The following is a 22,474-nucleotide window of genomic DNA, read 5'->3' as shown; positions in this document are numbered from 1 at the left end:
CGCCCGCGACAAGGAAGAGGACCATGGCCGAGTCCGAGAACCCGGACACCAGGATGGTCGAGGCACTCCGCGCCTCGCTGAAGGAGATCGAGCGGCTGCGGGAACGCAACCGCGCGCTGACCGCGGCGGCCCGGGAACCGGTCGCGATCGTCGGCATGGCCTGCCGCTACCCGGGCGGGGTCCGCTCCCCGCAGGAGCTGTGGGGCCTGGTCGCCGACGCCGGCGAGGGCATCACCGCCTTCCCCGCCGACCGCGGCTGGGACCCGGACCTGTACGACCCGACTCCGGGCGCGCCGGGCCGCTCCTACACCGGGCGGGGCGGATTCCTGCACGACGCGGGTGATTTCGACGCCGGCTTCTTCGGCATCGCCCCGCACGAGGCCCTTGTCATGGACCCGCAGCAGCGGCTGCTGCTGGAGGGTTCCTGGGAGGCCCTGGAGAACGCCGGGATCGACCCCGCCACGCTGCGCGGCAGCCGCACCGGGGTGTTCGCGGGCGTCATGTACCACGACTACTTCGGCAGCTTCGGCTCCGGCAGCATCGTCTCCGGCCGGGTCGCCTACACCCTCGGTCTGGAGGGCCCGACCCTCTCCGTCGACACGGCCTGCTCCTCGTCGCTCGTCACGCTGCACCTGGCCGCGCAGGCGCTGCGGCAGGGCGAGTGCACCCTCGCGCTGGCCGGGGGAGTGACGGTGATGGCCTCGCCGGGCACGTACGTGGAGTTCAGCCGGCAGGGCGCGCTCTCCCCGGACGGGCGCTGCCGCTCCTTCGCCGACGACGCGGCCGGCACCGGGTTCTCCGAGGGACTGGGCGTCCTGGTCCTGGAGCGGTTGTCGGACGCGCGGCGCCATGGTCACGAGGTGCTGGCGGTGGTGCGGGGTTCGGCGGTGAACCAGGACGGTGCGTCGAACGGTCTGACGGCGCCGAACGGTCCGTCGCAGCAGCGGGTGATCCGGCAGGCGCTGGCGTCGGCCCGGTTGTCGGCCGCGGACGTGGACGTGGTGGAGGCGCACGGGACGGGGACGACGCTGGGTGATCCGATCGAGGCGCAGGCGCTGCTGGCGACCTATGGTCAGGACCGGCCCGTGGAGCGGCCGTTGTGGCTGGGTTCGGTGAAGTCGAACATCGGGCACACGCAGGCGGCGGCGGGTGTGGCGGGTGTCATCAAGATGGTGATGGCGATGCGTCGCGGGGTGCTGCCCAGGACGCTGCACGTGGACCGGCCGTCCACGAAGGTCGACTGGGAGGCCGGGCAGGTGCGGCTGCTGACGGAGGAGCGGGAGTGGCCGGCGGGGGACCGTCCGCGCCGGGCGGGTGTCTCCTCCTTCGGCATCAGCGGCACCAACGCCCACGTCATCCTCGAGGAGCCGCCCGTGGCGGACCCGGCGGACCCGGCGGACACCGAAGCGGGCGCCCCCGCCGTCGTCTGGCCCCTGTCCGCACGCTCCGCCCAGGCCCTCCCCGCACAGGCCGAGCGGCTGCACGCGTTCCTGGCGGACCGGCCCGAGCTGCACCCGGCGGCCGTCGCCCGGGCGCTCGGCACCCGGCGCACCGCCTTCGACCACCGCGCCGCCGTCACCGGCACCGGCCGGGAGGAACTGCTGGCCGCCCTGCGCGCCCTCGCCACCGGGGCGCCCCCACCCACGGCCGCCACCGGCCGGGCCCGGGCCGGCGCCCGTACCGCCTTCCTGTTCACCGGGCAGGGCGCCCAGCGCCTCGGCATGGGCCTCGAACTGCGCGCCCGCTACCCGGTGTTCGCCGCCGCCTTCGACGCGATCGACGCCCGGCTCGGCCTGGACCTGGCCGGGGTGCTGGCCGGCGACGACACCGAGGTGATCCACCGCACCCGGTACGCCCAGTCGGCGCTGTTCGCGTTCGAGGTCGCTCTGTTCCGGCTGCTGGAGTCCTTCGGCGTCCGGCCCGACGTCCTGGCCGGTCACTCCGTCGGGGAGATCGCCGCCGCCCATGCCGCCGGCGTCCTCGACCTGGACGACGCCTGCACGCTGGTCGCCGCCCGCGGCCGGCTGATGCAGGCGCTGCCGGAAGGCGGCGCGATGATCGCCGTACAGGCCGGCGAGGACGAGGTACGGCCGCTGCTGGACGAGCGGGTCGGACTCGCCGCGGTCAACGGGCCGTCCTCGGTGGTCCTCTCCGGCGAGGAGGCGGCCGTGCTCGCCGCCGCGGAGGGTTTCGCGAAGACCAAGCGGCTCACCGCCTCGCACGCCTTCCACTCACCCCTGATGGAAGACATGCTCGACGAGTTCCGGGCCGTGGCCGAGAAGCTGGCCTTCCACGTGCCGCGCATCCCGCTGGTGTCCACCCTCACCGGCCGCCCCGCCGAGGACGAACTGTGCGACCCCCGCTACTGGGTGCGGCACGTCCGGGAGACGGTCCGGTTCTCCGACGCCGTCGCCGCCCTCACCGCCGCGGGTGCCGGCCGCTTCGTGGAACTCGGCCCCGACGCCGTCCTCACCGGCCTCGCCCGCGCGTGCGCGGACGCCGACGGCGCCGTCTTCGTCGCTCTCGGCCGACGCCACGGCAGCGAACCCACGACCCTCATGGCGGGCCTCGCCCGGCTGTACACCGACGGCCTCGCCCCCGACTGGGCCGCGCTCTTCCCCGGTACGGCCCGCGCCGAACTGCCCACCTACGCCTTCCGGCGCGACCGGTACTGGCTGAACGCGGACGTGGCCCTCACCACCGGCCCCCTGGCCGAGCCCGTGCCGCCCGCCGCGGCCTTCCCCGCGGACGCCGGGCCGCTGCGGCAGCGGCTGGCCGATGCCCCGCCGGCCGAACAGGAGGCGCTGCTGACCGACGTGGTCCGGGCCCAGACCGCCGCGATCCTCGGCCATGCGGGACCGGAGGCCGTCGAGCCCGACGCCGTCTTCCTGGAGATAGGCATGGACTCCGTCTCCGCCGCCGAACTCCGCGGCGCCCTGGGCACCGCACTGGGCACCACCCTGCCGGCCGGTGCCGTCTTCGACCACCGCACCCCGGCCGCCCTCGCGGCAGTCCTGCGCGGACACCTGGCCGGCGGCGCCACGGACCCGTCCGGCGCCGACGACCTCGAATCGGTCGGCGGGCTGGTGCGGCGCGCGGCGGCCGACGGGCGGATGGCACAGGCCATCGAGCTGCTGCGCACGGTCGCCGGCATCCTCCCCGGCTTCTCCCGCCTGACCGACATCGGCGGCATCACCGATCCGGTGCGGCTGGCCGTCGGCGACGCCTCCCCGCGGCTCGTCTGCCTGCCCTCGCCCATGGCGCTCGGCGGCGCCCACCAGTACGCCCGTTTCGCCCGGCACTTCCAGGGCCGCCGGGAGGTCCTGGTGCCCGCGATGCCCGGCTTCGGCCCCGGCGAGGCACTGCCGCGCTCCGTGGACGCGGTGCTGGAGGTGGTCGTCGAGGGCATCCGCCGGGCCTGCCCGGACGAGCGGCCGTACGTGCTCGTCGGCTACTCCTCCGGCGGCCAGTTCGCCCACGCGGCGGCCGAGCTCATGGAGAAGGCCGGACAGCCGGCCTCGGGGGTGGTGCTGCTGGACACCTATCTGCCCGGGGACGACGGCAAGGACGGGCTGTGGCGCCAGATGTTCGACGGCATGCTGGACCGCGAGGCGTCCCTCGGCGGCTTCGGGACCGCCCGCCTCGCCGCGATGAGCCGCTACAGCGACCTGATCCAGCACTGCCTGCCGGGCGCCCTGACCGCACCCGTGCTGTTCGTGCGGCCCACCGAGTCCTTCGCCACCGGAACCGACGACTGGCGGGCGGCCTGGCCGGTGGAGCACCAGCCGGCCGAGGTGCCCGGCACGCACTTCACCCTGCTGGAGGACTTCGCGGCGGCCACCGCCGAGGTGGTCGAGTCCTGGCTGACGGCATCACCGGCGGCCCGGGCCGCCTGAGCCCGTACTCGCCGAGCCGGCGACCCCCGAACGGGAACGGGTATCGCTCGTTCTCCGGCGCGGGCGGCGGAAAAGCCGCCCGCGCCGCGCATTTCGCTTACTCGCCGGCCTCATGGAAATGCGCCAACCATGCCTGAATATCGCATCGGACACTGTCCGGGTCGACACCTAATCGCAAGGCGATTTCATCCGCGGCCAATTCCGGTCGCCAGTCGCTGCGCCGGAGCGCCAGCCACATCGTCGTGCCACGTGGGCCGCACCGGTGCCGCTTCCCGGTGCGCTGAGAGAACAGCTCCAGATAACCGTCGGGCCGGACATGTGCGGTCAGCTCGTGGTCAGGCCTCCTGGCCATACGACTTCCCATCTTCCGTGGATTCTTCGGTCGGCTTCGACCGTACCCGCAGCAACGCCCCGGGACACGGGTGGCAATCGGCCCTTTCGCAGGGAAGCCAGATATCCGGACACGGTGGTGACACCGCTGCGCGAATTCCACCGGAAACCTGCCGAAACCTGGCCCGCAGAGGTAGAGAAACCTCTACCTCGAACCGGCCGGTCAATGCCAATGTGCCGCAGCCGCGACGTTCCTAATGTGGTCCGCAGACACCGCGTGAGAGGCGCGTCATCTCTTAGGGGAGCCCCGAGTGCACACTTCACAGGACCTCCGTCGTACGGAGGCGGTACGGCTGGACGCCGTGTCGAAGACCTACGGGCGAGGAGACAGCCAGGTCGCCGCGCTCCGCGGGCTCAGCGTGAGCTTCGCCGACGGCACCTTCACCGCGGTGATGGGCCCGTCCGGATCCGGCAAGAGCACCTTCCTGCACTGCGCCGCCGGACTGGTCCAGCCCACCTCCGGCACGGTCACCGTCGGCGGCACCGACCTCGCCGGCCTGGACGACACCCAGCTCACCAAGCTGCGCCGCGACCGGATCGGTTTCATCTTCCAGTCCTTCAACCTGCTGCCCGCGCTGACCGTCATGCAGAACATCACCCTGCCGCTGCAGCTGGCCGGACAGCGCCCCGACAAGAGCCTGATCCGCACCGTCGTCCAGCGCGTGGGCCTGGGCGACCGGCTCGGCCACCTGCCGTCCGAGCTCTCCGGCGGCCAGCAGCAGCGCGTCGCCATCGCCCGCGCCCTGGTGACCCGCCCCGCCGTGGTCTTCGCCGACGAGCCCACCGGCGCCCTGGACACCCGCACCGCCGCCTCCGTGCTCGGCCTGCTGCGCGAGTCCGTGGACACCGCCCGCCAGACGCTGGTCATGGTCACCCACGACCCGGTCGCCGCCTCCCATGCCGACCGCGTGGTCTTCCTCGCCGACGGCACCTTCGCCGGCGAACTGCTCCGGCCGACGGCCGACGCGGTCGCCGCCCGCATGACCAGGCTCGGCGCCTGGGAGGACGACGCCCACCGCCACAGCGCGCCGCAGCACTCGGGGGGACGATACTGATGTGGCGCCTGGCACTGCGTACCCTGAAGTTCCGCAGGACGAGCTTCGTCGCGACCTTCCTCGCCATGTTCCTCGGCGCCGCCATCGTCATCGGCTGCGGCGGCCTGATGGAGACGGGCGTCCGCATGGCGGCCGACCCGCAGCGCCTGGGCGGCGCCCCGGTCGTCGTCACCGGTGAACAGACCTACGACTCCAGCGCACTGACGGAGCGGCACCGCATCGACGCCGGCCTGGCCGCCGAGGTGGCCAGGACCGACGGTGTGCGCACGGCCGTCGCCGACGTGTCGTTCCCGGCCACCGTCCTCAAGGACGGCAGGCCGGTGACCGGCGAGTCCGCCTCGTACGGCCACGGCTGGGCGAGCGCCCGGCTCACCCCCTATACCCTCGCCGCCGGTAAAACCCCCGTCGCCGGCGGCGAGGCCGTTCTCGATGCCGGACTCGCCCGGCGGGCCGGCGCCCGCCCGGGGTCCTCGGTCGACATCGTCGTCCGGGGCACCTCCCGGCGGTTCCGGATCAGCGGCATCGCCGAGCAGCGCGGCGACCACAACCCCGACGCGGCCGTGTTCTTCACCGACCACGAGGCACGCGTCCTCGGGGGCGGCCGGATCGACTCCATCGGCGTGCTGCCCGCACCGGGCACGAGTGTCACCGCCGTCGCGGACGCGGTGCGGGCCACCGTCGGTGACCGCGCCGAGGTGCTCACCGGCGAGCGCCGGGGGCTGGCCGAGCTGCCCGGCACCCTCTCCAGCCGGCGCACCGTCGTCATCCTCGCGGCGGTCTTCGGCTCGTCGGTCGTCCTGATCGTGATGTTCGGCGTCGCCTCCACCCTCGGCCTCTCCCTCCAGCAGCGCGCCCGCGAGATGGCCCTGCTGCGAGCCGTGGGATCCACCCCGAAGCAGCTGCGCCGGATGATCCTCACCGAGACGGCCGTGCTGTCGGTGGGATCCGTACTGCTCGCCCTGTTGCCCGGATACGCCGTCGGGCGGCTGCTGTTCGGGGTGCTGACCGGCAGCGGCGTGGTGTCGCCGGCGATCGTCTACCACGCCGGCTGGATGCCGATGGCGGTCGGAGCGGCCGTCACCGTCCTCGCGGCGGCCGGCGCCACCCGGTTCGCCGGACGCCGGGCCGCCCGCACCGAACCGGTCGCCGCCCTGGCCGAAGCCACCGCCGGCACGCGCTGGTTCAGCGTGCCCCGGCTGCTGCTCGCGCTGTTCTTCCTCGCCAACGGCATCGGCCTGGCCGTCGCCACCGCCACCGTGATGGAGGACGGCCCCACCCTCGCCAGCACCGCCGGACCCGCCTCCGTGCTGTTCGGCATCGGCCTCACCCTGCTCGCCCCCGGCCTGACCAAGGCCCTGGTGACACTGCTCCGGCTGCCCGTCCGGCTGCTGTCCGGGCTCTCCGGCCACCTCGCGCTGCGCAACGCCGCCACCGCCAACGTCCGCATGGCGGGCGCCGTCGCGCCGATCGTCCTGCTCATCGGCATCGCCACGGGCACCCTGTACATGCAGTCCACCGAGGACCACGTCTCCCGGACCTCCTACGACCGCAATATCCTCGCCGACTACGTCCTCGACTCCACGACCGGCGGATTCGCGCCCGGCGTCGTCGACACGGTCCGCGCCACGCCCGGGGTGGCCGCGGCCTCCGAGTTCGTCACCAGCCGCGGCTTCGTGGACCGCCCGGACGGCCCGGCCGACGTCGACCTGCGCGGCGTCTCCGCCGACGGGGTACGCCAGAGCCTGGACCTCCCCGTCGTCGCCGGCTCGCTCGGCGGCCTGCACGGCGACACGGTGGCCCTGTCCGCCAAGAAGGCCCGCGCGTACGGCGTGCGGGTCGGCGACCGGCTGCCGATGCACCTCGGCGACGGCACGGCCGTACGCCCCGTCGTCGTGGCCCTCTACACCGACAACCCCAAGCAGCAGTACCTGACGCTGCCCGCGGCGGCCCTGGCCCCGCACACCGGTGACGGGCTGCCGCACCAGATCCTGGTCCGCACGGCGCGCGCAGGCGGCGCCGGGGTCCACGGCCGTCTCGCCGCGCTGGCCGCCCGGGTGCCCGGCACCGAACTGGACGACAGCTCCTCCCTGGCCGGCCGGAACAACCAGATCCAGCAGATCCTGGTGTCCGCGAACTACACGATCGTCGCCATGATCGTCGGGTACGCCGCGATCACCGTCGTCAACACCCTGGTGTCCGTCACCCGCAAACGGCGCGCCGAGTTCGGCCTTCAGCGGCTCACCGGCGCCACCCGCGCCCAGGTGATCGGCATGCTGACCGTCGAGGGCGTGCTGATCGGCGTCGTCGCCACCGTCCTCGGCACCCTCGCCTCCGCGATGACGATCGTCCCCTACAGCCTCGTCAAGAGCGACTCCTATCTGCCGTCCGGGTCCATCGGCATCTACCTCGCCATCGTCGGCGGGTCCGTGCTGCTGGTCTTCGGCGCCACCCTGCTGCCGTCCTGGCGCGGTATGCGCAACCCCGCCGTGGACACGGTGAAGGCAGCGTGACCCACCCCCTGGCCGGGCCGTCCCCGCTACCCCCGAGCGGGGGCGGCCCCTCCCCGACCGGCGGCCGGGGATGGGAGCATGAGGACATGAAGACTGTGCCGGTCACGTGGCGCGGCCGACTCGGCCGCGCCGCCCTGGACACCCTGGTCGGCGTGGCCGTCGCCACCGGGGCCCTGCTGTCGATCGTCCTCTTCGTCACCACCACCTACTTCATCGTCCTGTGCCTGATCGGCATCGGCTTTCTCGCACTGCCCTACCTGACCAGGGCCGTGCGCCGGCTGTGCGACCTCAACCGGCGGGCGGCCGCACGCTCCGGCGTCCCGGTGGAGCGGCCCTACCGGCCCGAACCCGAGGAGATCGAGAAGGACATCGTCGGCTGGATGCGCCGCTGCAAGTGGATCCTCGCCGACCCCGCGACGTGGCGGGACCTGCTGTGGCTCCTGCTCAACTGCGTCGTCGGACTCGCCGGTTTCGTGCCGGCCGCCCTGCTCTACTACGCGGGGGAGGGGCTGTTCCTGGCCTGCGGCCTGTGGCGGCCCCTCGCGCACGACGGGCAGGGCCGCTGGTACGCCTCCGTCACCGTCGACAGCTGGCCGGCCGCCTTCGCCGCCGGCCTGCTGGCGCTCGTCGTGCTCACCGGCTGGCTGTTCCTCGGCCCGCCGGTGCTCAAGGGGTACGCCTACTTCGTCCGGTTCCTGCTCGGCCCGACCCGCGGCTCCCGGCTCGCCGTGCGGGTCCAGCACCTGTCCGAGACCCGTTCCGGGGCCCTCGACATCCAGGCCGCCGAACTGCGCCGCATCGAACGCGACCTGCACGACGGCGCACAGGCCCGGCTGGTCAGCCTGGGCCTGCAACTCGGCGCCGTGGACCGTAAGATGAACCAGGATCCCGAGGAGGCCCGCCTGCTGCTGCGGCAGGCGCGCACCTCGTCCGTGCAGGCCCTGCGCGAACTGCGCGACCTGGTCCACGGCATCCATCCGCCGGTCCTCGCCGAACGCGGCCTGGCCGACGCCCTGCGCGCGCTGGGCCTGGCCAGCCCGCTCGACGTCACCGCGGTGGTGGACCTTCCCGGCCGGCTGCCCGACCCGGTCGAGTCCGCCGTCTACTTCGCGGTCTCGGAGCTGCTCACCAACGCCCTGAAGCACGCCGACGCGCGGGGCGTGGAGATCGTCGCCTGGCGCGAGGACGACATCCTGCACGCCCGCGTCACCGACGACGGCCGCGGCGGCGCCGACGCGTCGGCCGGGAGCGGCCTCGCGGGCATCCGGCGGCGGCTGGCATCCTTTGACGGGATCCTGGAGATCAACAGCCCTCCGGGCGGTCCGACCGTGATCAAGATGGAGCTGCCGTGCGCGTTGTCCTCGCCGAAGACCTCTTCCTCCTGAGGCAGGGGATCATCCAACTGCTGGAGGCGTACGGATGCGAGGTGGCCGCGGCGGTCGACAACGGCACCGACCTCGCCGCGGCGCTCGCCGAGCACCGGCCCGACGTGGCCATCGTCGACGTACGGCTGCCGCCCACCTTCACCACCGAGGGCCTCCAGGCCGCCCTGCGGGCCCGCCGGGAGCAGCCGGGCCTGCCGATCCTCGTCCTCTCCCAGCACGTCGAGCAGATGTACGCCCGCGAGCTGCTGGCGGACGGCACCGGAGGCATCGGCTATCTGCTGAAGGACAGCGTCCTGGACGACGAGCAGTTCATCGACGCCGTACGCCGGGTCGCGGCCGGCGGTACGGCCATGGACCCCGCCGTGGTGGCCCAGCTGATGACCAGTCACTCCCGGGACCAGCCACTGGCCGCGCTCACCGCGCGGGAACGGGAGGTGCTGGAACTCATGGCCGAGGGCTGCTCCAACACGGCGATCGCCCAGCGGCTGACCGTCACCGAGGGCGCGGCGGCGAAGCACATCTCCAACATCTTCACCAAGCTGACGCTGCCGCCGTCGAGCGACAGCAATCGCCGGGTGCTCGCGGTGCTCGCCTACCTCAACGCCTGAGAGCCGCATCGCCGTTGGGGCGGCTAGGGGTGGCCGGCCGTGCCCCGCGCGCGTGAGACTGCTGGGGCCCGGCGCGTCCCCGCGCCGCGCGGCCACCGCCAGGAAGGGATACGCCCGCCCCATGACCACGCTCACGGAGCACGACCGCCTCTGGATACGCCGCTACCATCCCCGCCCCGACGCGGCGGTCAGGCTGGTGTGCCTGCCCCACGCGGGCGGCTCGGCGACCTTCTACCACCCGGTCTCGGCGAGCATGCCGGCGTCCGTGGACGTGCTCGCCGTGCAGTATCCGGGCCGCCAGGACCGCCGCACCGAGCCGTGTGCCGGAAGCATCCAGGAGCTGGCCGACCACGTCACGTCCGTACTGCTGCCGTGGACGGACCGCCCGCTGCTCCTCTTCGGGCACAGCATGGGGGCGACGCTCGGCTTCGAGGTGGCTCGCCGGCTGGAACGCGACCACGGCGTCGTTCCGCACGCGCTGTTCGCCTCCGCCCGCCGCGCCCCCTCCTGCCCGCACAGCGAATCCGTCCATCTGCGCGACGACGACGGACTCGTCGAGGAGATGCGGCGGCTGAGCGGGACGGACTCGGCGATCCTCGACGACGTCGAACTGATCCGCATGGCCCTGCCCGCGATCCGCGCCGACTACCGCGCCGCGGAGACCTACGTCTACGAGCCGGGGCCGAACCTGCGGTGCCCCGTCGTCGCCCTGGTCGGCGACGACGACCCCAAGGTCACGGTGGACGAGGCACGCGCCTGGTCACGCCACACGGACGCGTCGTTCGAGTTCCATGTGTTCCGGGGCGGCCACTTCTACCTCACGTCCCATCAGCGGCAGGTGCTCGGCCTGCTGGCGGAGAAGGCGGCGCGGTCGTGAGGCAGGTCCTCGGGGACCGGGCGCGGTAGCGGCGTCGGGCCGGAGACGGCGCCGCGTTCGCGCGGTCCGGGGGCCGGCCGCACCCCGGGATCGGCAAGGAGGCGGAAGCGGCGCCGGCGCCCGTTGCGGGCGTCGCCCGAAAGGGGCTCCGGCGCTTCCCGGAGCCGGCGCGGTTCCCGGCCCGATCCCGGCCCGCTCCCCGCCGGCCCCGCGGCGACGGAAGAGCGCGGCACGCTCCCGTCGCCGTCGCGTTCGCCGCGGTGTCAGCCGTGCACGCGGATGGTGCGCGACGGGCACAGTTCGGCGGCTTCGAGGACCTGCTCGCGCAGTTCCTCGGCCGGCTCCTCCCGCAGGACCGTCACCAGGCCGTCGTCGTCCTGGTCGAACACCTCGGGGCTGAGGAGCACGCACTGGCCGGAGCCCACGCACCGGGCGCGTTCGGTGGTGACACGCATGAGGGGGAGTCCGTTCGGGTCGGCCGTCACCAGGTGACGGGGAGTTCGTAGACGCCGTAGACCATGGCGTCGTCCTTGAACCGCAGCTCGTCCGGCTCGGCGGCCAGCCGCAGGCCGGGGACGCGGCGCACCAGCGTGCCGTAGACGGCCTCCAGTTCCACCCGGGCGAGGTTGGCGCCGATGCACTGGTGGACGCCGTAGCCGAACGCCAGGTGGCCGCGGGCCTCCTTGCGGCGGATGTCCAGGGTGTCCGGGTCGGGGAAGACGGACTCGTCGTGGTTCGCCGCGTTGTTCAGTGCGAGGATGCCCTCGCCGGCGCGGATGGTGATGTCACCGACCTCGATGTCCTCCGCCGCGACCCGGGCCGTGCCGGAGTCGGAGATGGAGAAGACCCGCAGCAACTCCTCGACGGCGTTGGGAAGCAGGCCGGGGTCGGCCCGCAGCGCCGCCATCTGCTCCGGGTGCCGCAGCAGGGCCAGCACCCCGAGGGCGATCATGTTGGCCGTCGTCTCGTGGCCCCCGACCAGCATCAGCCGCGCCATCGTCACCACGTCGGTGTGGTCGGCGATCCGCTCGGTGCGGTTCTTCTCCAGGAAGCGGCTGATGAGGTCGTCGCCCGGCTCGTTCTCCTTCAGGGTGACGAGCTTGTCGAGGTAGGCGTCCAGGGCCTGCACGGCCGCCCCGTACTCCGCCGGGCTCAGCTCGTGGTTCATCATCGCCGCCGACCACTCCTCGAACCGGGCGTGGTCCTCGTAGGGCACGCCGAGCAGTTCGCAGATCACCAGCGAGGGCACCGGCAGCGCGAGGGCGGTGACCAGGTCCGCCGGGCCGCCCGCCGCCAGCATCGCGTCGACGTGCTCGTCCACGATCTGCTGGATCCGCGGGCGCATCTCCCGCACCCGGCGGGCGGTGAACTCCGGTATCAGCATCCGGCGTTGCGCGGTGTGCTCCGGCGGGTCCAGGTTCAGCATCATCAGCCGGACCTGCGCCAGCATCTCCTCGGGGATGTGGAACTGGTGCGGATAGCCCGGCAGTTTCAGATTGGAGCTCACCCGGCTGTCACCCAGCACCTGCCGGACGTGATCGTGCCGGGTGACCAGCCAGGCCGGCTTGCCGTTCACCTTCAGGGCGGCGCGCGAGACCGGGTTGTCCGCGCGCATCTCGGCGTACTCGCGCGGCTCGCTGAACGGGCAGGTGCGCCGCATCGGGAACCGCGGGAGCGGCGGCTCCGTCTCGGGTGCGGCGTCGGCTGACTGGGACATGGCTGCCTTTCGGACGGAGTCGGTGCCGGAACGGGGGGGACAGGAACGGTGCGGTGTCACCAGGTGACGGGCAGCTCGTACAGGCCGTAGACGATCGCGTCGTCCTTGAAGCGCAGCTCCTTCACCGGGGCGGCCAGGCGCAGCGTCGGCACCCGCCGCAACAGCGTCGTGTAGACGACGTCCAGCTCCATGCGCGCCAGGTTCTGGCCGATGCACTGGTGGACGCCGTAGCCGAACGCCACGTGGCTGCGGGCCTCGCGCCGCAGGTCCAGGCGGTCGGGGTCGGGGAAGACGCGTTCGTCGTGGTCGGCCGCGTTGTTCAGCGGCAGGATGCCCTCACCGGCGCGAATGGTGACCCCGCCCAGCTCGATGTCCTCCAGGGCGACCCGGGCGGTGCCCGCGTCGGAGATGGAGAAGAAGCGCAGCAGCTCCTCCACCGCCTTGGGCATCAGCTCCGGCTCCGCGCGGACGGCGGCGAGCTGCTCGGGGTGCTCCAGCAGGGCCAGCACACCCAGCGCGATCATGTTGGCGGTCGTCTCGTGCCCGGTGACCAGCATCAGCTTGGACATGCTGACGATGTCGGAGTGCTCCACCGCCGGTGTCCGCCGGTTGAACTCGATCAGCCGGCTGATCATGTCGTCGCCGGGCTCGCTCTCCTTGGCGGTGACCAGCCCGTCCACGTACCGGTCCAGCTCGTAGTGGGCGCGGCCCCGGTCCTCCTCGCTGATGTCGTGGTTCATGATGGCCCACGCCCACTCCTCGAACCGGCCGTGGTCCTCGTATGGCACGCCGAGCAGTTCGCAGATCACCAGCGAGGGCACCGGCAGGGCGAGGGCGGTGACCAGGTCGACCGGACCGTCCGCGCCCTTGGCGAGCATCTGGTCGATCTGCTGGTCCACGATCTGCTGCACCCGGTCGCGCAGCTCGCGCATCCGCCGGACGCTGAACTCCGGGGCCAGCATGCGGCGCTGCACCGTGTGGTCCGGGGGGTCCATGGAGAGGAAGGTCAGCGGCACCGACTGGAGCACCTCCTGCGGCACCGGCACCTGGAGGGGATACCCGGGCAGCTTCAGGTTCGCGCTGACCCGCGCGTCCCCCAGCACCTTCTTGTACAGGTCGTGCCGGGTGACCAGCCACGCGGGCTTGCCGTCGACCTTCAGCCGCGCCCGGGAGACCGGTGCGGTCTCGCGCAGCTCGGCGTAGGCGGCCGGCGGGCTGAAGGGGCAGGCCCGCCGCATCGGGAACTCGGGCAGCGCGGCCTCGTCGGCCGGTTCGGCAGGTGCAGTCATCAGGTCCTCTTCGCACGGGAGGGAACGGGACGCGCCGGCATCGGAGCGGGTCCGCGCCTGGGCGCCGGTGCGGCGCCGTCGGCCGTCCCTGGCACGCTAGGCAGCCACGCCGACGGACCCCAACCCCTAGCCGCCCCTAGGGTCCTTCGTTCCGATCGAGCCGGATCACGGCGCGGTGCCAGGGCCCGCGGGCCCGGCCCGGCCCGAACCAGACCCCTGGCAGACCGGGTACGGCCGGTGCCGCCGGGGCATGCTGGTGCCGGCCCGCGCCGGTGGGGGAACGCAACCCCTGGGAGTCCCCCGGTTCGCCGGGCGTCGCCTAGGGGCGGTTAGGGGTCCGGTGGCGGCGCGGGGGCCGTTAGCGTCGGCTGCGGACCACGGCAGAGACAGCGATCGCCCCGGCTCTCCCGGTCCCGGCCGGTGTCCTGGTCCCGGCCGCCGCCACGTCCCGCAGCGAGCAGAGGTGATCAGCGTGTCCCCGGAAGCCAGCGCGAAGGGCACCGTCCCCTTCGGGGAGTACCGGACCTGGTACCGGGTGACCGGTGAGCTCGGCGCGGGACGGCCGGCGGTCGTCGCCGTGCACGGCGGGCCCGGCAGCACCCATGACTACCTGCTGCCGCTCGCCCGCCTCGCCGACGACGGCTGGCCCGTCGTCCACTACGACCAGCTCGGCAACGGCGGCTCCACCCATCTGCCCGGCATGGGAGCCGAGTTCTGGACGGTCGAGCTGTTCGAGGACGAACTGGCCAACCTCGTACAGCGATTGGGGATCGCCGACGACTACGTGCTGTTCGGCCAGTCCTGGGGCGGCCCCCTGTGCGCCCGGCACGCCATGAGTACCCCGCCCGGCCTGCGCGGACTGGTGATCGCCAACGCGCCCGCCTCGTACCCGATGTGGCTGAAGGAGATGGCCCGGCTGCGCCGTGAACTGCCGCCGGAGGTGGAGGAGACCCTGCTGCGGCACGAGGCGGCCGGTACGTACGACAGCGAGGAGTACCTGGCGGCGATGCGGGTCTTCTACGACCGCCATGTGTGCCGCCTGACGCCCTGGCCCCGGGACTTCCTGTCCTCCTTCATGGAGATCTACAACGATCCGACCGTCTACTACGCCATGAACGGACCCAACGAGTTCCATGTCATCGGCTCCCTGAAGGACTGGTCGATCGTCGCAGACCTGCACCGGATCCGCACTCCCACCCTGCTGATCAGCGGCCGCCACGACGAGGCCACCCCGGTCGTCGTCCAGCCCTACCACGACGAGATCCCCGGAGCGCGCTGGGAGGTCTTCGAGGAGTCCAGCCACCTTCCGCACCTGGAGGAACCGGAGCGGTTCCTCGCGGTGATGACCGACTTCCTCAAGAGCCTGTGACGCTCCGGAGCCTCGTGAAAGGGGGCGGGGATCCCGCCATGGCACACGACACCGCGCTGGTCTTTCCCGGCATGGGGCCCGTTCCGTTCGCCGAGGTGGGCAGGTTCATGGTGGCCAACCCCATCGCCCGGGAGCTGGTCGCCGTCGCCGACGACGCCCTCGGCTACTCCCTCGTGGACGCCTTCCGGACCTCCCCGGGCGACTACTCGGAGGCCGCCCAGGTCGCCTTCTTCGTCAACTGCCTGGCCTGCGCCCACTGGGCCCGGGACCACCTCGGGGTGGAACCGGACATCGTCGCCGGACCCAGCTTCGGCGAGAAGGCCGCCCTCGCCTACACCGGCGCCCTGGAACTGCCCGACGCCGTCCGGCTGACCGCGGAGATCGCCCGCTGCCTGGAGGAGTACTTCGCCACGGAGCACCGGGACATCGTGACCCTGTCCTTCGTCCGCGCCCCGCGCGACGAGCTCGACGCGGTCCTCGCCGAGCTGGACGAGGCGGGGGAGTGGCACGAGATCTCCTGCCACATCGACGACGGCTTCTACATGGTCTCCCTGTCCGAGCACCGCGTGGCCTGGATGGAGGAGCGGCTGCGCGCCATCGGCAGCCTCCCGCTCTACACCATGCGGCCCCCCATGCACGCCTCGGCGTTCCGGTCGCTGCGCGACAAGGCCGCCCGCGAGGTGGTGTCCCGCTACTCCTTCGCCGACCCCGAGCTGCCCGTCGTCGCCGACCAGGACGGCCGGCTGCTGCACACCGGCGAGGAACTGCGCACCATGCTGCTCGACGGCTTCGACCATCCGATGAACTGGCCGAGCGTCACCACGGCCCTGAAGGAGGCCGGCGTGCGCCGTCTGTGCGTCGCCGGGCCCGACAGCCTCTTCGGCCGGGTGCCCGGCACCACCCGCCGCTTCGACGTCGTCGCCGCGCAGCCGCGGCTGGCGATGACCCCCCGGCGCCCCACCCGCGCCGCCTGACCCCGCCCGACTCGATGGAGGCCCCCATGTGGGACGACCGGTTCGAACAGATACTCCGCCCCTTCCTGCCCTTCCTCCCGCCGCAGGAGGAACTGGCCCCGGAGTCTGACCTGAAGGACCTCGGCCTGGACTCGCTCGGCATGGTCCAGCTCCTCGGCACCCTCGAGGAGGACTACCAGGTCCGCTTCCGCGACAGCGCGCTCACCATGGACACCTTCCGCACCGCGGGCGTGCTGTGGGACACCGTGCGGGGCATGCTCCAGAGCACCGCGAGCTGACGGGGCGGCCACCGTGGACCCCACCATGGACGGCACGCTGTCCGGCCGGTTCGCGCGCGGCCTGGCCGTCGCCCCGGACCGGCCCGCGCTGCGCGCCGACGGCGTCGACCTCACCTACCGCGACCTGCACGAAAGCGCCCTGGTCCGGGCCGGCTCGCTGCTCGCCCAGCTCCCCGAGCCGCCGCCCGCGGTGGGCGTACTGGCGAGCAAGGGACCCACGGCGTACGCCACCCTGCTGGCCGGCCTGTACAGCGGCGTCACCGTCGTACCGCTCCAGCCCGCCTTCCCCGCCGCCCGTACCCGGCAGATGATCGAGGCCGCCGGGGTCGGCGCGCTGCTCGCGGACGACGACGCGCTGCCCGCCCTGACCGCCCTGCACGAGGCCGGTGTCACCCTGCCGACCCTTTTCGCACCCGGCGGGCAGCCGATGCCGGCGCTCGCCGTCGACCCGGACAGCGCCCTGAAGGCCCCCATGCCCGCCCGGCCCTCCGACACCGCCTACGTCCTGTTCACCTCCGGCTCCACCGGCCGGCCCAAGGGCGTGCCCGTCACCCACGCCAACACCGCCCACTACTTCCGGCTGCTCGACCGGCGCTACGACTTCGGCCCGCACGACGTCTTCTCGCAGACCTTCGACCTCAACTTCGACTGCGCGATGTTCGACCTGTTCTGCGCCTGGGGCGCCGGCGCCACCGTCGTCCCCGTACCGGCCCGGGCCTACGCGCGCCTGCCGGAGTTCCTGGCCGAACAGGGGGTGACGGTGTGGTTCTCCACGCCCAGTGCGATCACCCTGGTGCGCCGCACCGGCGGGCTCGCGCCGGGCGCCCTGGGTTCGCTGCGCTGGAGCTTCTTCGCGGGGGAGGCGCTCAGCTGCAAGGACGCCGAGGACTGGGCCGCCGCCGCGCCCGGCGCCGCACTGGAGAACCTGTACGGCCCGACCGAGCTGACCATCACCGTCACCGCGCACCGCTGGACACCGGGACGGCACCTGAACGGCATGGTGCCCATCGGCGCCGTCCACCCGGGCCACGAGACGCTGCTGCTCGACCCCGCCGGCACGCCCACCGCCGGCGACGAGGGCGAACTGTGCATCGCCGGACCGCAGTTGACCCCCGGCTATCTGGACCCGGCCGACGACAGGGGACGGTTCCTCCAGCGGGACGGCCGGCGCTTCTACCGCACCGGCGACCGCGTCCGCCGCGCCGATGACGGCGGCTGGCTCTACCTGGGCCGGCAGGACGCGCAGGTCCAGGTGCACGGGATCCGGGTGGAGCTGGCCGAGGTGGACGCCGCCGCACGCACCTGCCCCGGCGTCGAGGACGCCGTGACGGTGGCGGTACCCGTGGACGGCACCGTGGAACTGGCCGTCTTCCACACCGGCACGCCCGTGTCACCCGCCGTGTTCGCCCGCCATCTGCGCCGGCTGCTGCCGGCCGCGGTCGTCCCGCGCGCCTACCACCACCTGGACGCCCTCCCGCTCAACTCCAACCGCAAGACCGATCGCAGGAAGCTCGCCTCCCAGGCCACGGCCGTGCGGCAGTCCGCCGGATCCGGAGGCACACACGAAAGGCGGCAGGAGTCGCAGTGAACGGTCAACCGACAGTGCCGGCCCGCACCGACGCCCGGGTGCACGACCTGCTCGACGAGGCGACCGCCGAGCGCCCCGACGCCCCGGCGGTCGCCGACGGCGCGGGCCGCTGGACGTACCGGGAACTCGCCGCCCACAGCCACGCCGTCGACGCCTGGCTGGAAGCGCGTGGCATCGGCCACGGCGACCGGGTCCTGGTCCAGCTGCCCAGCACCCGCGAACTGGTCGCGCTGCTGTACGGCACCGCGCGCCGGGGCGCGGTCCTGGTCCCCGTCAACACCGGCATGAAGGACTACCACCTGCGGGCGGTCGTCGAGAACGCCGAACCCTCCCTGGCCGTCGTCACCGACACCGCCGTGGACCGGATCAGCGCCCTCACCGGCGGCGTGCCGGTCCTCGGGCTCGGCGAGGCGTGGCCGGACATCACCGCCCTGCGCGACCGCGCGGCCCGCTCCGGCGGAGCACGGGTCGGCCCCGAGGACAACGCCGTCCTCGTCTACACCTCCGGCTCGACCGCGGCCCCCAAGGCGGTCGTCTGCCCGCACGGCCGCATGGTCTTCGCCACCGAGGCCATCAACCTGGAACTCGGCTACCGGCCCGACGACGTGGTGTTCTGCCGCTTCCCGATCTCCTGGGACTACGGCCTGTACAAGGTGCTGCTCACCGCCGCCGGCCGCAGCGAACTCGTCCTCGCCGACGGCGAGTCCGACCTGGTGCTGCTGCGCCGCATCCGGGAGACCGGCGCCACCGTCGTCCCCATCGTGCCGTCCCTGGCCACCATGATCTGCGCCCTGGCCGAACGCGAACCGGCCCGCGAATCCCGGGTGCGCATGTTCACCAACACCGGTGCCGCGCTGCCCAAGCCGACCGCCGACGGGCTGCGGACCGCGTTCCCCGGCGCGGAGGTGGTCATCCAGTTCGGGCAGACCGAGTGCAAGCGCGTCTCCGTGCTGCCGCCCGCCTTCCAGGACGCCAAACCCGACTCGGTCGGCCGCCCGCTGCCCGGCACCCGCGCCTTCGTCGTGGACGACGGCGGCCGGCCGCTGCCGCCCTGGGAGACCGGCGAGATCGTGGTCGAGGGACCGCACGTCATGCCCGGCTACTGGCGGGCCCCGGAACTGACCGTCCGTGCCTTCCGCCCCGCCCCCGACGGCGGACTGCGGCTGCACACCGGCGACTACGGCCATGTGGACGAGGACGGCTTCCTCTACTACGAGGGCCGCCGCGACGACATGTTCAAGCACAAGGGCGTGCGCATGAGCACCACCGAGATCGAGGCCGCCGCCACCGACGTGCCCGGCGTCCGCGCCGCCGCCGTGCTGCCGCCCGCCGAAGGCCGCGACCTCGCCGTGTTCGCCGAGGGAGACATCGACCCGCACACCCTGCTCAAGGAGCTGTCGCTGCGGCTGGAGCCCGCCAAGGTGCCCGGCGTGAGCCGCGTCGTCGCCGAGCTGCCGCTGACCCCGCACGGCAAGCACGACCGCAAGCGGCTCGCCCGCCTCCTGGAAGGACCCACCCCGTGACCGCCCCCACCGAACTCGCCGAGCGCTTCGGCACCCCGTCCTACGTCTACGACCTGGACCGGGTGGCCGCGGCTCGCGACGACCTGTTCGCCGCGCTGCCCGACGAGGTCGAGGTGTTCTACGCCGCCAAGGCCAACCCTCACCCCGAACTGCTGCGCGAGCTGCGCACCGGCGGCACCCGCGGCTGCCGCGCCGAGATCAGCTCCGTCGGCGAACTCGACGCCGTGCTGCGGGCCGGCTTCCCCGGCGACCGGATCCTCTACACCGGCCCCGGCAAGACCACCGGGGAGCTGACCGAGGCGCTGACCCGCGGCGTCCGCCTGTTCTCCACCGAGTCGTACGGCGACCTCCGCCGCGTCGGCGAGACGGCACGGGAGCTGGGCCTGACCGCCGACTGCCTGCTCCGGGTCAACAACGCCACCGGCGCGGCCGCCACCAGCATCCGCATGACCGGCGTGCCCTCGCAGTTCGGCTTCGACAGCGAGACCCTGCCCGGCCTCGCCGCCCGCCTGCGCGACGTCCCCGGCACCCGCATCGCCGGGCTGCACTTCTTCCCGCTGAGCAACGCCAAGGACGAGGCGAGCCTCATCGCCGAGTTCCGCCACACCATCGCCACCGCCGCCGCCCTCCAGCAGACGCTCGGCATCACCTTCCGCTTCCTCGACATCGGCGGCGGGTTCTCCGCGCCCTACGCCGTGCAGGGCGAGCGCCCCGTCTACGGCGAGCTGCGCGACGCCCTCGCCGCGACGCTGGACGAGCACTTCCCCGGCTGGCGCGCGGGCGCCCCCCACATCGCCTGCGAGTCCGGCCGCTACCTGGTCGCCGACAGCGGCACCCTGCTCACGTCCGTCGTCAACGTCAAGGACAGCCGCGACCACCGCTACGTCGTCCTCGACGCCGGCATCAACACCTTCGGCGGCATGTCCGGACTCGGCCGCATCCTGCCCGTGTCCGTCGAACCGCACGAGTCCGCCGGCGCGGACGGCACCCCCGCGAGCCTCGCCGGACCGCTGTGCACCCCGGGCGACCTGCTCGGCCGGAACGTCCCGCTGCCCCCACTGGCACCGGGCGACCTGCTCACCGTCCCCAACGCCGGTGCGTACGGACCCACGGCCAGCCTGCTGATGTTCCTCGGCAGGCCCGCGCCCGCCGAGATCGTCGTACGCGGCGACGACCTCGTCTCCGTCTCCCGCATCGAGCACACCCGCACCTACGACCACGGACAGGCCCTGTGATGAGCCCCTTCCCGGCCCACCCCGCCCCCGGCGACCAGCCCGTGCTGGTGGCCGGCGGGATCTCCGACTCCCACACCTGGAACCTCGTCTACCTCCAGCTCCTCCTTGAGGAGCACGGGCACCGCGTGGTCAACCTCGGCCCCTGCGTCCCCGAGGACCTGCTCATCGCCGAGGCCCTCGCCCACCGCCCCTCCCTGATCGTGATCAGCAGCGTCAACGGCCACGGCTACCACGACGGCATGCGGACCGTCACCCGGCTGCGCGAACACCCCGGCCTCGCCGCGGTGCCCGCCGTCATCGGCGGCAAGCTCGGCATCGCCGGCCCCTGCGGCGCCGACGAGGTGGCCGCGCTGCGCGCCGCCGGATACGACGAGGTGTTCGACGACAGCGCCGAGGGCGTCAGCGCCTTCCGGCGGATGCTCGGCACGCTGCCGCAGCGGGCCCTGGTGTGACCGGCGTCGGGTTCGGCGCGTTCGTGCGCCGGGCTCACGACGCCGGCCACCTGGTGGTCCAGCCCCGGATGGGGATGAGCAGCCCGGAACGGATGCGGGCCGGGCTGCTCGCCACCCGGAACGCCAAGGCCACCACCGTCGGCACGATCACCCTGGACAGCTACACCCGGGTCGGTGACCTGGAGTCGGCCGAACTCGCCGTCCTGGAGGGCGTGGCCCTCAACGGCTACCCGATCGTGAGCCACGCGCCGGCCGTCACCCGGCAGGTGCTCGACGGCATCCACGGCCCCGGCTTCCCCGTCCAGGTCCGGCACGGCTCGGCCGCGCCGCAGGACATCTTCCGGGCGCTGACGGCCGTCGGACTGGACGCCTCCGAGGGCGGCCCGGTCTCCTACTGCCTGCCCTACGGCCGGGTCCCGCTGCGCGAGTCGGTCGCCCACTGGACCGCCTCCTGCGAACTGCTCGCCGCACGGCGCGGGTCGGGGGCCGAACCGCACCTGGAGACCTTCGGCGGCTGCGTCCTCGGCCAGCTCTGCCCACCCAGCCTGCTCGTCGCCGTGAGCGTCCTGGAGGCGCTGTTCTTCCACCGGCACGGCGTCCGCAGCATTTCCGTGAGCTACGCGCAGCAGACCGATCCCCGCCAGGACGCCGAAGCGGTGGCCGCGTTGCGCGACCTGTGCGCGCGATTCCTGCCGGACACCGAATGGCATGTCGTCGTCTACGCCTACATGGGGCTGTATCCGGAAACGGAACCAGGCGCCTACCGGCTGCTCGGGAAAGCGGCCGAACTCGCCGTCGCCAGCGGCTCGGAACGACTCATCGTGAAAACCGTCGCGGAATCCCGCCGCATTCCGACGGTGGCCGAGAACACCGCCGCCCTCGAATACGCGGCGGCGGTCGCCGCGCGCACCTCCCGCGCCCCGCTGGACGCCACCGGCACCCAGACCTATGCCGAGGCGGCCGCCCTGGTCGACGGGGTGCTCGAGCTGGACGACGACCTCGGTACGGCCCTGCTGACGGCGTTCGCCGAGGGACGTCTGGACGTTCCCTACTGTCTGCATCCGGACAACGCCGGACGCAGCCGGAGTTATATCACCGCGGACGGCCGACTGGCCTGGGCCGACATCGGGAAGATGCCGCTGAACGGCATCGCCGACGTACGCCCGGCGCGGTCCGTCACCTCCGCGGAACTGCTCGACTCCTTGTCCTATGTACGCCGTTCCTTCGACCGGCACGACCCCGACGACCCCGGGCCCGCGAGGCCGCCCACCCCTAGGGGTGCTTAAGGGTGTGGCCTCTGAGGGGCCGTCACTACGGTGTGGAAAAAG

At 73.1% G+C, this 22,474-nt stretch carries 17 protein-coding genes; 14 read left to right on the top strand and 3 right to left on the bottom strand.

The window, feature by feature from the left end:
* Window positions 1-23 precede the first annotated feature (23 nt).
* The 6 genes from ACGFT1_RS02130 (at window position 24) to ACGFT1_RS02105 (ending at window position 10,721) form a co-directional block, all read left to right on the top strand.
* A complete protein-coding gene (locus ACGFT1_RS02130; RefSeq protein WP_373907096.1) occupies window positions 24-3,896 on the top strand; it encodes a type I polyketide synthase in 3,873 nt (1,290 codons plus the stop codon).
* Between the two features lie 641 nt (window positions 3,897-4,537).
* Window positions 4,538-5,341, top strand: a complete 804-nt coding sequence (locus ACGFT1_RS02125; RefSeq protein WP_373907095.1) for an ABC transporter ATP-binding protein — start codon at window positions 4,538-4,540, stop codon at window positions 5,339-5,341.
* A complete protein-coding gene (locus tag ACGFT1_RS02120; RefSeq protein WP_373907094.1) occupies window positions 5,341-7,851 on the top strand; it encodes an FtsX-like permease family protein in 2,511 nt (836 codons plus the stop codon). Before ACGFT1_RS02125 ends, ACGFT1_RS02120 begins: the two co-directional genes overlap by 1 nt.
* Before the next feature lie 86 nt (window positions 7,852-7,937).
* A complete protein-coding gene (locus tag ACGFT1_RS02115) occupies window positions 7,938-9,236 on the top strand; it encodes a sensor histidine kinase (protein ID WP_373907093.1) in 1,299 nt (432 codons plus the stop codon).
* Window positions 9,200-9,844, top strand: coding sequence for a response regulator (locus tag ACGFT1_RS02110; RefSeq protein WP_373907092.1), 645 nt, complete (start codon window positions 9,200-9,202; stop codon window positions 9,842-9,844). The genes ACGFT1_RS02115 and ACGFT1_RS02110 overlap by 37 nt, the downstream gene beginning before the upstream one ends.
* A 121-nt stretch (window positions 9,845-9,965) precedes the next feature.
* Window positions 9,966-10,721, top strand: a complete 756-nt coding sequence (locus ACGFT1_RS02105; RefSeq protein WP_373907091.1) for a thioesterase II family protein — start codon at window positions 9,966-9,968, stop codon at window positions 10,719-10,721.
* A 263-nt stretch (window positions 10,722-10,984) separates the two neighbouring features.
* Here ACGFT1_RS02105 and ACGFT1_RS02100 read toward each other — a convergent pair whose 3' ends face one another.
* From ACGFT1_RS02100 to ACGFT1_RS02090, 3 genes are read right to left on the bottom strand one after another with little or no spacing between them, the layout of a single operon-like run.
* Entirely contained in the window at window positions 10,985-11,176 is a 192-nt protein-coding gene (locus ACGFT1_RS02100; protein ID WP_373907090.1) for a ferredoxin, read from the bottom strand.
* 26 nt (window positions 11,177-11,202) lie between these two features.
* On the bottom strand, window positions 11,203-12,438 hold the full coding sequence (locus tag ACGFT1_RS02095) for a cytochrome P450 (protein WP_373907089.1): 1,236 nt from the start codon (window positions 12,436-12,438) through the stop codon (window positions 11,203-11,205).
* Window positions 12,439-12,494: 56 nt separating this feature from the next.
* A complete protein-coding gene (locus ACGFT1_RS02090; RefSeq protein ID WP_373907088.1) occupies window positions 12,495-13,727 on the bottom strand; it encodes a cytochrome P450 in 1,233 nt (410 codons plus the stop codon).
* A 472-nt stretch (window positions 13,728-14,199) separates the two neighbouring features.
* On the opposite strand from ACGFT1_RS02090, the gene ACGFT1_RS02085 reads away from it, so the two are divergent.
* From ACGFT1_RS02085 to ACGFT1_RS02050, 8 genes are read left to right on the top strand one after another with little or no spacing between them, the layout of a single operon-like run.
* A complete protein-coding gene (locus tag ACGFT1_RS02085; RefSeq protein ID WP_373907087.1) occupies window positions 14,200-15,096 on the top strand; it encodes a proline iminopeptidase-family hydrolase in 897 nt (298 codons plus the stop codon).
* A 38-nt stretch (window positions 15,097-15,134) separates the two neighbouring features.
* On the top strand, window positions 15,135-16,070 hold the full coding sequence (locus ACGFT1_RS02080; RefSeq protein ID WP_373907086.1) for an ACP S-malonyltransferase: 936 nt from the start codon (window positions 15,135-15,137) through the stop codon (window positions 16,068-16,070).
* Window positions 16,071-16,096: 26 nt separating this feature from the next.
* Entirely contained in the window at window positions 16,097-16,348 is a 252-nt protein-coding gene (locus ACGFT1_RS02075; RefSeq protein ID WP_356826191.1) for a phosphopantetheine-binding protein, read from the top strand.
* Between the two features lie 25 nt (window positions 16,349-16,373).
* On the top strand, window positions 16,374-17,936 hold the full coding sequence (locus ACGFT1_RS02070) for an amino acid adenylation domain-containing protein (protein ID WP_373907643.1): 1,563 nt from the start codon (window positions 16,374-16,376) through the stop codon (window positions 17,934-17,936).
* On the top strand, window positions 17,933-19,459 hold the full coding sequence (locus ACGFT1_RS02065) for an AMP-binding protein (RefSeq protein ID WP_373907085.1): 1,527 nt from the start codon (window positions 17,933-17,935) through the stop codon (window positions 19,457-19,459). The genes ACGFT1_RS02070 and ACGFT1_RS02065 overlap by 4 nt, the downstream gene beginning before the upstream one ends.
* Window positions 19,456-20,694, top strand: a complete 1,239-nt coding sequence (locus tag ACGFT1_RS02060; RefSeq protein WP_373907084.1) for a type III PLP-dependent enzyme — start codon at window positions 19,456-19,458, stop codon at window positions 20,692-20,694. Before ACGFT1_RS02065 ends, ACGFT1_RS02060 begins: the two co-directional genes overlap by 4 nt.
* Window positions 20,694-21,146: a cobalamin B12-binding domain-containing protein gene (locus tag ACGFT1_RS02055; protein ID WP_373907083.1), complete on the top strand. Its 453-nt coding sequence runs from the start codon at window positions 20,694-20,696 to the stop codon at window positions 21,144-21,146. Before ACGFT1_RS02060 ends, ACGFT1_RS02055 begins: the two co-directional genes overlap by 1 nt.
* A complete protein-coding gene (locus tag ACGFT1_RS02050) occupies window positions 21,143-22,432 on the top strand; it encodes a methylaspartate mutase (RefSeq protein WP_373907082.1) in 1,290 nt (429 codons plus the stop codon). Before ACGFT1_RS02055 ends, ACGFT1_RS02050 begins: the two co-directional genes overlap by 4 nt.
* The last annotated feature ends 42 nt before the right edge of the window (window positions 22,433-22,474 follow it).

The organism is Streptomyces sp. Y20, from assembly GCF_043195475.1.
Lineage (GTDB): Bacteria > Actinomycetota > Actinomycetes > Streptomycetales > Streptomycetaceae > Streptomyces.
This window is presented reverse-complemented; position numbering and strand designations above follow the sequence as displayed.